This is a genomic window from Pedobacter steynii, from assembly GCF_900103665.1.
GTDB lineage: Bacteria > Bacteroidota > Bacteroidia > Sphingobacteriales > Sphingobacteriaceae > Pedobacter > Pedobacter steynii.
Window position 1 is genome coordinate 1 of record NZ_FNGY01000008.1, and the last position, 13064, is coordinate 13064.

At 41.2% G+C, this 13064-nt stretch carries 6 protein-coding genes, 1 tRNA gene and 1 other RNA gene; 4 read left to right on the top strand and 4 right to left on the bottom strand.

Annotated elements, in window-relative coordinates:
- Nucleotides 1-346: 346 nt before the first annotated feature.
- Nucleotides 347-419 (bottom strand) — tRNA-Lys (locus tag BLQ87_RS21420).
- Between the two features lie 194 nt (nt 420-613).
- On the bottom strand, nt 614-1447 hold the full coding sequence (locus BLQ87_RS21425) for an alpha/beta fold hydrolase (RefSeq protein ID WP_074610884.1): 834 nt from the start codon (nt 1445-1447) through the stop codon (nt 614-616).
- A 120-nt stretch (nt 1448-1567) separates the two neighbouring features.
- Here BLQ87_RS21425 and BLQ87_RS21430 point away from each other — a divergent pair, with 120 nt between their 5' ends.
- A complete protein-coding gene (locus BLQ87_RS21430; protein WP_074610886.1) occupies nt 1568-2062 on the top strand; it encodes a D-glycero-alpha-D-manno-heptose-1,7-bisphosphate 7-phosphatase in 495 nt (164 codons plus the stop codon).
- Between the two features lie 32 nt (nt 2063-2094).
- On the opposite strand, the gene fsa is transcribed toward BLQ87_RS21430, so the two are convergent.
- Both fsa and ffs read right to left on the bottom strand, forming a co-directional pair.
- Entirely contained in the window at nt 2095-2754 is a 660-nt protein-coding gene (gene fsa / locus BLQ87_RS21435; RefSeq protein WP_074610889.1) for a fructose-6-phosphate aldolase, read from the bottom strand.
- A 95-nt stretch (nt 2755-2849) separates the two neighbouring features.
- Nucleotides 2850-2949, bottom strand: an RNA gene (gene ffs, locus BLQ87_RS21440) — signal recognition particle sRNA small type.
- Between the two features lie 399 nt (nt 2950-3348).
- On the opposite strand from ffs, the gene gltB reads away from it, so the two are divergent.
- The 3 genes from gltB to BLQ87_RS21455 all read left to right on the top strand — a co-directional run bounded on the left by gltB (nt 3349) and on the right by BLQ87_RS21455 (nt 13063).
- Nucleotides 3349-7854, top strand: coding sequence for a glutamate synthase large subunit (gene gltB / locus BLQ87_RS21445; protein WP_074610891.1), 4506 nt, complete (start codon nt 3349-3351; stop codon nt 7852-7854).
- Nucleotides 7855-7929: 75 nt separating this feature from the next.
- A complete protein-coding gene (locus tag BLQ87_RS21450) occupies nt 7930-9396 on the top strand; it encodes a glutamate synthase subunit beta (RefSeq protein WP_074610894.1) in 1467 nt (488 codons plus the stop codon).
- A gap of 622 nt (nt 9397-10018) precedes the next feature.
- Nucleotides 10019-13063, top strand: a complete 3045-nt coding sequence (locus BLQ87_RS21455) for a SusC/RagA family TonB-linked outer membrane protein (protein WP_074610896.1) — start codon at nt 10019-10021, stop codon at nt 13061-13063.
- The last annotated feature ends 1 nt before the right edge of the window (nt 13064 follow it).

Sequence of the window (13064 nt, forward strand, 5' to 3'; positions counted from 1 at the left end):
AGCAAGGACGCGGCAGCTGATGGCATAAATTGAAACTATATAAAAATACAAAGCTATATTTTTAATACTTGCTCCACAACTTTTGGCATTGATCCAAATAAATTAATTGAATTACAAGAATCAGGCATTTTAGATTATGCCGAAGCATGTTTATCGGAAAAGCACAGTATCAGCTGAAATTTAGAAAAGTTTTCTTCCTCAGTTCATTTATGTCAACACTGATTTTTATATCCAGAATCTTAGCATAGTGGTGAATAGTCCTAATATTGGTATGCCCGAGCATTTTTGATAGGAGCCTTTTGAAATACATTTTAAACAGGAAAGGCGCAATTTCTTGCGCCTTTCGTGATCCCGCTGGGATTCGAACCCAGGACCACTACATTAAAAGTGTAATGCTCTACCAGCTGAGCTACGGAATCAAAGCTGTTATTTTCAGCTTTACTCTAAGCGTTTCCGTTTAAAGTGATGCAAATATAGGGCTACTATATATAGGGTGCAAATTAAAATCCCATAAATTATATACTGCGCTGATTTTTAGCCAGATTATTTACATATCACCAAATTTAAGCCTCGATTTTAACCCTAAAATCGACCTTTAGCCATTAAAAACGGCTTATCTTTTCAAAAAATTAACCAGCAATTGGTTCAGTTCATCTTTATGCGTAATGAATAATCCATGTGGTGCGCCTTCGATTACATAATATTCTGCATTCGGCAGCAACATGGAAGTGATTGCACTGGTTGCTTTGATTGGAACGGTTTTATCGTCATCACCGTGGATAATCATGATTGGAATAGTAATCGTAATCAGATCTGTTCTGAAATCAGTCTCAGAGAAGGACCTTACACAATCTGCAGTTGCTTTTGGACTGGCTACAATGGCAAGTTGGTGCATCCAGTTCTGGATCTCCTGACTTACCGGTTTATTCAGCACACCTTCGCTAAAAAATTGTTTACCAAAATTTGTCAGGAATGCCGGGCGGTCCTGATGGATACTGGAAACGATCCCATCGAATACTTCCGCAGGAACACCTTCCTCATGGTCCTCAGTTTTTAAAACCAATGGAACTACAGAGCTGATCAGGATTGCTTTCTCCACTTTAGAAGATCCGTATTTGCCCAGGTAACGCACTACTTCACCGCCACCCATGGAGAAGCCAACTAAGGTTACTTCAGATAAGTCGAGTGCACTGATTAGTTCATGCAGATCAGAAGCCAGGGTGTCGTAATCATATCCATTCCAGGGTTTGTCTGACTGGCCAAAGCCTCTTCTGTCGTACGCAATGCAGCGATAACCACTATATACGATGGAAGCGACCTGATATTCCCACATTTCGTGTGATACCGGCCATCCGTGGATCAGGATTACCGGTTTGCCTGATCCCAGGTCTTCATAAAATATGTTTACAGACTTACTGTTCTCTGGGTTTCTTTTGATATATGGCATAGTTCTCTTTTATGTTTAACTGTTTTAATAACATCCGGATCATCATTATGTTTAACTAAATCCGCAACAGACTGCGATACTAATTTAATATCCTCATCTTTGCAAAAAAAAATATACTAAATGAATAAAGCAATTTTTCTGGACCGTGATGGCGTACTGAATCACGAAATATACGATTATATCTGTCGCGTAGAAGATTTTGAAGTCCTGGAATACCAGATTCCTCCTTTAAAGAAACTATATGACGAAGGGTACATGCTCATTATCATTACCAATCAGGGGGGCATTGCTTTAAACCGTTATACCGAAGAAACCCTTGCAGAGATGCATGCCATTCTTGGCAAAAAGTTTGAAGAGCAGGGCGCATTGATCACCCATGCTTACCATTGCCCGCATCATCCAACCGTATCTGAAGAATGTGCCTGCAGGAAACCAAAATCAGGAATGGTGTTAGAAGCCATTGCGACTTACAATATCGATCCTGCATTGTCAGTAATGATCGGAGATAAGCCAAGAGATGTGGAAGCCGCAAATGGGGCAGGAGTGAAGGGGATTCTTATTGAGCCGGATGAGCAGATCAGCTATGAAAACATAAAAAAAGTGCTGTCGAATTAATCAACAGCACTTTTTTTATAATAAGATACGACTTATTTACCGGCAGCTTTAGCATGATCAGCTAAGAACTGAGCAAGACCGCTATCGGTTAATGGGTGTTTGATTAATGCAAGAATTGCAGAAAGTGGTCCGGTCATCACATCAGCACCTAATTTAGCGCAGTTGATGATGTGCATTGGGCCTCTTACCGAAGCTGCAAGAATCTGAGTTTCGTATTGATAGTTGTCAAAAATTAACCTGATGTCTTCGATCAATTGGAAACCATCTGTAGAGATGTCATCTAAACGGCCTAAGAAAGGAGATACGTAAGTAGCACCTGCTTTAGCAGCTATCAATGCCTGTCCTGCAGAGAAGATTAAGGTACAGTTGGTTCTGATGCCTTTTGATGAAAGATATTTAATGGCTTTAACACCGTCTTTGATCATTGGGACTTTAACCACGATTTTCGGATCCAGTTTAGCCAAAGCTTCACCTTCTTTAATCATCGATTCATAATCAGTAGAAATCACTTCTGCACTTACATTCGCATCAACGATATCGCAAATCGCTTTGTAGTGGTTCAATACATTCTGATCTCCGGTGATTCCTTCTTTAGCCATTAGGCTAGGGTTGGTGGTTACGCCATCTAAAACGCCAAGGTCTTGAGCTTCTCTGATTTGTTCCAGGTTAGCTGTGTCTATGAAAAATTTCATATGATATTTAGTTTAAGAAAATATATGATTAACTCGTGATAGTCGTTAGAAAGAAGAGTATGCATTCGAAGCATGGTCTATCTAGAAAAAATAAAAATGGGCAAGCACCTTTTATCGCACCGCTACAACCTTCTACCCTTGCTTCGTTCCCGCCCTGGGGGAGTTCAAAGGGAGCTGATCGTAAAAGACTTGCCCGTCACAAAAGTAGGAAAAGAATTGAATCTACAAAAGTAAATATTGCTTTTATTGTAGTTTTTTCGAGGGATTTGGGGTAATTGATTGAGATTAAACCTATTGTAGTGTAAATTATTTTTAATCTTTTTTCTCATTTTCTTTAACAAATGCTAAAAAAGGAAAAAATCTGCAAAACATCAGTATCAGAAACGAAACATAGAAATACTATGCATGAATAATAATGGTTATGAATGTCGTAATTTATATCGATGTAATTTATGAATATCACAAAATACAAGGATTATAATTGAAATATGCTGTGTATCTCCTAAAAAATATAACAATATTATAATTCCTTGATTTTTTTTCGTAACTTAGTGTCTGAATCACACTATACCCAACCAACATTAAATTAAACTTATGGAACAAACACAAGATCAGCAAGGGTTGTACGACCAGCGTTTTGAGCACGACGCATGTGGCATTGGTTTCGTTGCCCATATCAAGGGCAGAAAGTCGCAACAAATCATTTCCGACGCCATTACCATTCTTGAAAATCTTGATCACCGCGGGGCTTGCGGAGCAGAAATTAATACCGGAGATGGCGCAGGTATTATGATACAGATCCCTCACGAGTTTCTGTACGACGAATGTCTTAAAATCGGATTCAGCCTGAATGAATCCGGCGATTATGGGGTAGGGATGCTATTTTTACCAAAAGATGTCAAGGCGAGAGAAGAGTGCAGAGAGATCATTTACCGTGCAGCAGAGAAATTGGGACTGGAAGTTTTAGGCTTCAGAAGAGTACAAACCAATACAGAAGGTATTGGCGACATGGCATTATCGGTAGAACCGGAAATGGAACAGGTCTTTATCGCACGTCCTTATGCTATTGCAGCAGGTGCAGACTTTGAACGTAAACTTTATGTGTTCAAAAACTACCTGTCAAAGACCATTAACAATACCGTAAAGGGAATCAATGGCGAGTTTTATATTGCTTCTTTCTCTTCGAGAACGATCGTATATAAAGGACAGCTTACCTCTTTGCAGGTGAGAACCTATTTTACTGAACTAAGTGATAAGCGTGTCGTTTCCGCTTTTGGCTTAATTCATAGCCGTTTTGCAACAAATACCTTTCCTTCATGGAAGCTGGCGCAGCCTTTCAGGTATATCGCACATAACGGAGAAATTAACACCTTACAGGGAAACCTGAACTGGTTTAGAGCAAGCGTGAAGTCTTTGGCTTCGTCTTACTTTACACCTGAAGAACTGAATATTTTACTTCCTGTAATTGACGAATCCAATTCCGATTCAGGATGTTTAGATAATATAGTAGAGTTATTGCTTCATGCAGGCCGCTCATTACCACATGTACTCATGATGTTGATTCCTGAGGCATGGGATGGTAATGAAGACATGGATGAGCTTAAACAAGCATTCTATAAGTTTCACGCTACTTTAATGGAGCCATGGGATGGACCGGCTGCTGTTTCTTTTACAGACGGCAATTTGATTGGTGCCACGCTGGACAGAAACGGACTTCGCCCGCAAAGATATGCCATCACCGAAGATGATCATGTGATCATGGCTTCTGAAGCCGGGGCATTGGCTTTAGATCAAAGCAAAATCATCGAAAAAGGAAGGTTAACTCCCGGAAAGATGTTTGTGGTAGATATGGAGCAGGGACGAATCATTAGTGATACCGAAATTAAACAATTGGTTTGTGGCCGCAGGCCGTATGCAGACTGGTTAAATCAATACCAGATCAGACTGGAAGAACTTTCAGATCCAAGAGTAGTCTTCAGCGGACTTTCTCAGGAGTCTATCTTTAAGTACCAGCAGGTATTTGGCTATAGCCGTGAGGACATCGACCTCATCCTGAAACCAATGGCCAGGGATGGTAAAGAGCCGATCGGATCTATGGGAACAGATATTCCTTTAGCAGTCCTGTCGCAAAAACCTCAACACCTTTCTTCTTATTTCAAACAGTTGTTTGCGCAGGTAACCAATCCGCCAATCGATCCGATCAGGGAAAAAGTGGTAATGAGCCTTGCAGGTTTCATGGGTAACAACGGAAATATCCTGGAAGAAAAGGCCATGCAATGTCATTGTGTGGGGATTAAACATCCGATATTAACGAACTTAGAGTTAGAGAAACTAAGAAGTATCGATACGGGAGTATTCCAGTCTAAAACTTTACAAACCTATTTCAGAGCAACCGGAAAACCGGGAGCAATGGCAAAAGCGTTAGACAGGCTTTGCCGTTATGCAGTAGATGCAGTAGAAGACGGATTCCAGGTGATCATCCTTTCCGATCGTGCGCTGGATTCTGAACATGCTGCAATTCCTTCTTTACTGGCCGTTTCTACGGTTCACCATCATTTGATCCGTAAAGGATACAGGGGTGATGTTGGTTTAGTGGTAGAAGCAGGTGATGTTTGGGAAGTTCACCATTTCGCTTGTTTAATTGGATTTGGTGCAACAGCAGTGAATCCTTATCTGGCCGAAGAAACGATTACAGGTTTTGAAACCGAATTGGAGGCTAAACCTGCAAAATTAATTCAGAACTATATATATGCAGTAAATAATGGATTGTTGAAGATCTTCTCAAAAATGGGAATCTCTACATTGCAATCTTACCATGGTGCACAGATCTTTGAAATTCTAGGGATCAACAAACAAGTGGTGGACAATTATTTTACAGGTGCGGTTTCCAGAATTGGTGGATTAGGACTGGACGAAATTGCAAGAGAAGCATTGATCAAACACAACAGGATTTTTGGTTCGGCAACACGCCCGGATACGATCCTGCCTACAGGTGGTAATTACAAATGGAAACGTAAAGGAGAACAACATTTGTTCAATCCTCAGACGATCCACTTGCTGCAAAATGCAACGAGAAAGAAAGATTATAACGTTTATAAGCAATATTCTAAGCTGGTAAATGAGCAAACACATCAGGCTTATACGATCAGAGGTTTATTTGAATTCAATTACGATCGCCCTGCGGTGCCTTTAGAAGAAGTAGAACCGATTGAAAACATCTTGAAACGCTTTGCAACAGGAGCGATGTCATTTGGATCGATCTCTCATGAAGCACACTCTACTTTGGCCATTGCCATGAACCGCATCGGCGGAAAAAGCAATACCGGTGAAGGAGGAGAGGATGAATTGCGTTATGAGACTTTGCCTAACGGCGATTCTATGCGCTCTGCCATCAAGCAAATTGCTTCTGCACGTTTCGGGGTAACGAGTTATTACCTGAGCAATGCAGATGAATTACAGATTAAAATGGCACAGGGTGCCAAACCAGGTGAAGGTGGACAATTACCGGGAGATAAAGTGGACGACTGGATCGCTAAGGTTCGTCATGCCACACCGGGAGTAGGTCTGATCTCTCCGCCGCCACACCACGATATTTATTCTATTGAAGATTTAGCACAGCTGATCTTTGATTTGAAAAACGCAAACCGCGAAGCAAGAATCAACGTGAAACTGGTTTCTAAAGCTGGTGTAGGAACGATTGCTGCCGGAGTAGCGAAAGCACATGCGGATGTGATCCTGGTTTCAGGATTTGACGGAGGAACCGGGGCATCGCCATTGACCTCTATCCAGCATGCCGGACTTCCATGGGAGCTTGGACTTGCGGAAGCACATCAGACGCTGGTTAAAAACCGCTTGCGCAGCAGGGTAGTCCTGCAAACAGACGGACAGCTGAAAACAGGTAAAGACATCGCCATTGCAACGCTTCTTGGAGCGGAAGAATGGGGAGTAGCTACCGCAGCATTGGTTACCTCCGGATGTATCATGATGAGGAAATGTCACCTGAATACCTGCCCTGTAGGGGTGGCGACTCAGGATCCTAACCTTAGAAAATTATTTACAGGAGAGGCAGACCATGTAGTGAACTTATTCCATTTCCTTGCGGAAGAACTGAGAGAAACGATGGCGGAATTAGGTTTCAGAACGGTAGAAGAAATGGTGGGCCAGGCAGATGCCTTAAGCTTACGCCAGATCGATCCGACGGACTGGAAGTTGAAAGATCTTGACCTTTCCGCGATCTTGTATAAAGCTCCGGATAACGGATTAAGTCTGTATCAGACAGAAGTGCAGGATCATGGATTAACAGATATCCTGGATCATGCTTTAATTAAAGCAGCTCAACCTGCTTTGCTAAATAAAGAGCCGATCTACAGAGAGTTTGAAGTGAAGAATACCAACCGTGCGCTGGGAACGATGCTGTCTAACGAAGTGTCTAAAATTTATAAAAGTCAGGGTTTACCGGCAGATACGATCAATTTCAAATTTAAAGGTTCCGCCGGACAAAGCTTTGGTGCTTTCGCAGCGAAAGGAATCTCCTTACAATTGGAAGGTGAAGCAAATGATTATGTTGGAAAAGGACTTTCAGGCGCAAGGTTGTCTATCTATCCTTTCAGTACCATCAGCTATGTCCCTGAGCAAAACATCATCATCGGTAACGTAGCCCTTTATGGTGCAACCTCCGGCGAATTGTATGTAAGAGGGCAGGCAGGAGAACGTTTTGCGGTGAGAAACTCGGGTGCTACAGCAGTAGTGGAAGGCTTGGGTGACCATGGTTGTGAGTACATGACTGGTGGGGAAGTCCTGGTGATCGGTGATACAGGAAGTAATTTTGCCGCTGGTATGAGCGGTGGAGTAGCCTGGATCTATGATGTTAAAGGAGAGTTTGCCAATAAGTGTAATAAAGAAATGGTAGACCTTGATCCGCTGGATGAACAGGATGAGCTGCGCATTAATATCTTACTGAAGAAACACATTCAGCTGACAGATAGCAGTCTGGCTAAATTCATCTTAAACGACTGGACCACTCAATCTGCACATTTTATTAAGGTATTCCCTAAAGAATACAAAGCAGTATTGATGAAAAGAGCTAAAGTAACTGTTTAACCTTATGCTCCGAAACAACCAGAGAAAATTGAAACACAAAATGATCAGAACCACTAAACTAAATATAGCTTAACTATGGGAAAAGTAACCGGATTTTTAGAGTATGAAAGAACTGCTCCTGTAAAAGAAGATGCTAAAGAACGTTTAAAGCATTATAATGAATTTGTACAGAATTTTGAATTAGAGGAGGTAAACCGCGAAGCCGCAAGGTGTATGGATTGCGGGGTTCCTTTTTGTCAGTCGGGTTGCCCGCTTGGCAATGTGATTCCGGAATTTAATGATGCAGTATATAAAGGAGACTGGCAGCTGGCTTCTACGATTTTGCTGAGCACAAATAACTTCCCGGAGTTTACAGGAAGGATTTGTCCGGCACCATGTGAGTCGGCCTGCGTACTTGGCATCAACAGGTCTCCGGTCTCTATCGAAGAAATTGAAAAACATATTATAGAGATAGCCTTCAATAAAGGATACATCAAAGCGGAACAACCTTTGATCCGTACAGGTAAGAAAGTTGCCGTAATTGGTTCCGGACCAGCAGGCCTTGCCGCAGCAGCACAGCTGAATAAAGCGGGGCATGAAGTGGTGGTTTATGAACGCGATGATACACCCGGAGGTTTATTGAATTATGGAATTCCTGATTTTAAACTTCAGAAAGATATCGTCAGCAGACGTATCGCCCTGATGGAAAAAGAGGGTATTGTTTTCAAATGTAATTCCAATGTTGGGGTGAATGTAGAGCTCAATACATTACTTAGAGAATATCAGTCGATCGTGTTGGCTGGAGGATCTACCATTCCAAGGGACCTGAACATTACAGGCCGTGAGGCCAAAGGGGTTCATTATGCAATGGATTTCCTGAAACAACAGAACAAGCGTGTCAGAAATATCAGCGTTGATGGAGAAGCGATTCTTGCGACGGGTAAAGATGTGATCGTAATTGGGGGTGGAGATACCGGATCTGATTGTATTGGTACTTCCAATCGTCAGGGTGCAAAATCTGTGATGCAGTTTGAGATCATGCCGATGCCATCCCAGAACCGTACTTCTAATATGCCATGGCCAACCTTTCCAATGCTTTTAAAAGTAACGTCTTCTCATGAAGAGGGTTGTGAGAGAGCCTGGGGAGTGAATACCAAGGAATTCATTAAAGATGAAAACGGAAATCTGAAAGCCTTAAAAGTAGTGGATGTAGAGTGGGAAATTGATGCGGTTGGAAGGCCTTTGAATTTTAAAGAAAAAGCCGGTACAGAGCGCGATTTGCCTTGTCAGCTGGTTTTATTGGCCATGGGCTTCTTACATCCTCAAAAGGAAGGCTTAATTGAAAAATTAGGTGTAGAGCTGGACAACAGAGGAAATGTAAAGGCCGAAGAGGGTAAGTATCAAACGAATATTGCCAAGATTTTTGCTGCAGGAGATATGCGCCGCGGACAATCCTTAGTGGTATGGGCAATTTCAGAAGGCAGAGAAGCAGCCCGTAAAGTAGATGAATACCTGATGGGACATAGCAGTCTGGCATCTAAAGATGGAATCCCTTATGCTTAATCATTAAAAAAGAGATAAGATTTATTTCATTATTGATAATAAAACCCCGGAAATTTAATATTTCCGGGGTTTTTTAATGTAAAACTGCATCCAAAATTCCTACCCTAAGGAAGATTTATTACGAAATAACGCTGGTATCAAGGTTTTTGGTAAAAAAGAAGTTAAATGATCAGAAAGACTAAACAGAAATCCTTGCGGGGGATGATTGAATATTCTACTTTTTGGCAGTTTCTTTACAAAAGAATTACAATTGATGGGTGTTATTCTGTAAACGGGCATTTTCATTTATTTATATCGTTCTATGTGGTCTGAACGATGTTTTATAAGTAGAGTTAACGGTGTGAATTTTCATTGAATTTCAACTCCCGAAATCAAATGAAAAATGTCCGGATGAAACCCTGATTTGGGATTTTTAGGACGCTAAAAAAAATATTATTAGCGCATTTTTTATGGTAAATCCATCAATTTTATTCTAAAATATGCTGTTTTTTGGTTTTGTTTTAAGTTTAAATACTTGTAGTACTGGTCGTTATGCGCGTTTTGTAACGGAAATGAGACCATGTTGACATATAAAATTCGGCAAAAGCTTAAATTATAGTTATTAACTAATCCTAAATTAACTATGAAAAGACCATTACTAACGCTAATGGTGCTATTGCTGTTTACAATAACAGCCTGGGCACAAACACGTACCATCACTGGTACCGTAATCGCGACAAGCGACAAAAATCCCCTGCCTGGGGTATCTGTAAGGGTGAAAGGGCAGAAAACAGGAACTCAAACCGGGGCCAATGGAAAGTACTCCATCGAGGTGAACGGAAGCAACCTGAGCCTGGAGTTCTCTTACCTGGGTTTTACAACCCAAACGAAAGCAATCGGATCAAATAATCAGTTAGATGTTTCTTTAAATGATGAAGAAACCAATTTAAATGAAATTGTGGTTACCGCGCTTGGTATCAAGAGAGAAAAACGCACATTGACCTATTCTACCCAGGAAGTGACGGGAAATGCTTTAGTCGCCGCTAAAGAGAATAACCTGGTCAATGCACTGGCAGGTAAAGTAGCTGGTGTTCAAATCACAAACTCAAGTGGTGCGGCTGGTAGCTCTTCCAAAATTGTGATCAGAGGAAATACTTCCCTTACCGGAGAGAATGGTGCCTTATTCGTTGTGGATGGAGTGCCGATCAATAATACGGAAGCAGGAAATCCGGATGGCGCATTGAGTGCCGGAGGTACAGCAAACAGAGCAATTGATATTGATCCAAACATCGTAGAAAGTGTCTCTATTCTTAAAGGTGCAGCAGCGAGTGCTTTATATGGTTCGGCTGCAGCAAGAGGGGTGGTGATCATCACGACGAAAACGGGTAAAGGAAGGCCTTCCGTATCTCTCTCTTCGGGTGTTACCTTTGACAATGCCATATTTCCTGAGTTTCAGGACAAATATGCGCAGGGTAGTGATGGTAACTATGTAGATGGTAATAATGGAAAATTAGGTTCAAGTTCATGGGGTCCACTCATTGAGGGACTCATGGTAAATGGAGCGCCGGTTACAAAACACGATCCAAGAAAGGAATTCTTTAGACAAGGTTTTACTACAGACAATACAGTTGCTGTAAATGGATCTACGGATAAATCAAGTTACCTCGTTTCTTATTCTTACCTGAATACAAAAGGTACCATGCCAGGTACAGATTTTGGACGTCATTCCTTCTTTACCAAATTTACAAACGAAATAACCAGTAAGGTTTCTGTCACAGGTCAGGTGAATTATATCAATACCGGAAATGATCGCTTGCCTGAAGGAAACAGTCTTGCCAGTCCATTCTGGACAGTATATGCTGCCCCAATTTCATGGAATCCTTTTCCAACCACCAATCCTGACGGAAGTCAAAGGCTTTACCGCGCAGCGCGGAATAATCCATATTGGCTGGTAGATAACGTTAAATTCAGCTCTTTTGTAAACAGGTTCTTACCTGTATTTACGCTGAATTATAACCCAACACCATGGTTGTCAATTACGGAAAGGATAGGCGCGGATATCTTTAACGATGCAACAACTTATCATGAAGCTCCGGGGATTGTTGGTGGAGAATCTGCAAATGGAAAAATGTACAACCGCGAAATCAATTTCAAACAATTCAATCACGACTTAATCATTGAGGCGAAGAAAAACTTTGGAGACGACTTTTTTGGAAGTATCCTGGTAGGAAATAACATCCTTTCTTCTCAACAGAAAACGGTGTTTGATAAAGGTATTGGCCTATCAGCAAAAGATTTTTATAACATTGCAAATGCCTCGACCATTCTCTCTACAATAACGGACAACAATTACCGAAAAGTAGGGATATATGCACAAATGACGGGAGAATACAAACGCATGCTGTCTTTTTCCTTAACAGGTCGCTATGATGGTACTTCGGTGCTGAGTTCGGATAAAAGATTTTATCCTTATGGCTCTGCTTCTGCCGGATTCATATTTACGGAACCGCTTGATTTAAGTAACAACTCTATCCTGAATTTTGGTAAGATTCGTGTTTCTTATTCTTATGTAGGAAACGATAATGTTCAACCTTATAGCATTGGCAGAATTTATGCCAAGCAAGTCATTGGTAATATAGAGTTTCCTTACGACGGTCATAATGGATTTTTACTAAGTAATGTAATTGGTGACCCTAACCTGAAAAATGAATCCTTAAAGGAATTCGAAGCAGGTCTGGAGTTAAAGATGTTTAAGAGCCGCCTGAATGTTGAAGCTACCTATTTTAATAAAATCAGCGGGGACTTGATCAGTAATACGCCAATTACCCCTTCAACCGGAGCTAATGCAGCCATCATCAATGCAGCAAGCATGTATAACAGAGGTTTCGAATTGGTTTTTAGTGGTACTCCTATAAAAACTAAAGACATCACCTGGGTGGTAGGATTGAACTTCTCTAAAATCAACAACAAAGTGACCGAGATTGGCCAGGGCAAGGATAACATTCAATTCGCAGGTTTTACCAGTCCGGGTGTATTCGCTTATAAAGATCAGCCTTATGCAGTCATTTTTGGTTCAAGGTATCTTCGTAATGATGCGGGGAAAATGGTCATAGATGCGGATGGGTATCCGATTATTGATGATACTCTTGGTCCAATTGGAAATACAGTAGCTAAATGGAACGCTGGATTAACGACTACTTTTACCTGGAAAGGCATTAGTCTTTCCGCGGTATTGGATATGAAAAAAGGCGGTGATGTTTACAATCTTGATAATTTCTATCTTAACTTTTATGGGGTAACCAAGCTAACTGAAAACAGAACTGGAACCAAGGTGTTTGATGGCGTAACAGAAGACGGACAGGTAAATACCAAAGTCGTTCCGATAGATCAGGCATATTATCAGAATAACTACTCCCAGGTAGATGAAAATGGGGTAGAAGATGGTACGTATGTGAAATTAAGACAGGTGAGCTTAGCTTACAGTTTTACGCCTTCGCTTTTAAAGAGAACACCGTTTAAAGGGTTGAGCGTTTCCGCTACAGGAAGAAATTTATGGTTCTATACGCCTCATTATACAGGCTCAGATCCGGAAGTAAGTTTATATGGTACCGGAAATGGTGGTGGCTTTACAAACTTTGTAACCCCGTCTAACAGAAGCTATAATTTTGCTGTAAAAGTTACTTTCTAAA

Bases quoted from the DNA above. Each gene is read 5' to 3' on its own strand.
- fsa (WP_074610889.1), bottom strand. From the start codon at position 2,754: ATGAAATTTTTCATAGACACAGCTAACCTGGAACAAATCAGAGAAGCT.
- BLQ87_RS21455 (WP_074610896.1), top strand. From the start codon at position 10,019: ATGAAAAGACCATTACTAACGCTAATGGTGCTATTGCTGTTTACAATA.
- gltB (WP_074610891.1), top strand. From the start codon at position 3,349: ATGGAACAAACACAAGATCAGCAAGGGTTGTACGACCAGCGTTTTGAG.
- BLQ87_RS21425 (WP_074610884.1), bottom strand. From the start codon at position 1,447: ATGCCATATATCAAAAGAAACCCAGAGAACAGTAAGTCTGTAAACATA.
- BLQ87_RS21450 (WP_074610894.1), top strand. From the start codon at position 7,930: ATGGGAAAAGTAACCGGATTTTTAGAGTATGAAAGAACTGCTCCTGTA.
- BLQ87_RS21430 (WP_074610886.1), top strand. From the start codon at position 1,568: ATGAATAAAGCAATTTTTCTGGACCGTGATGGCGTACTGAATCACGAA.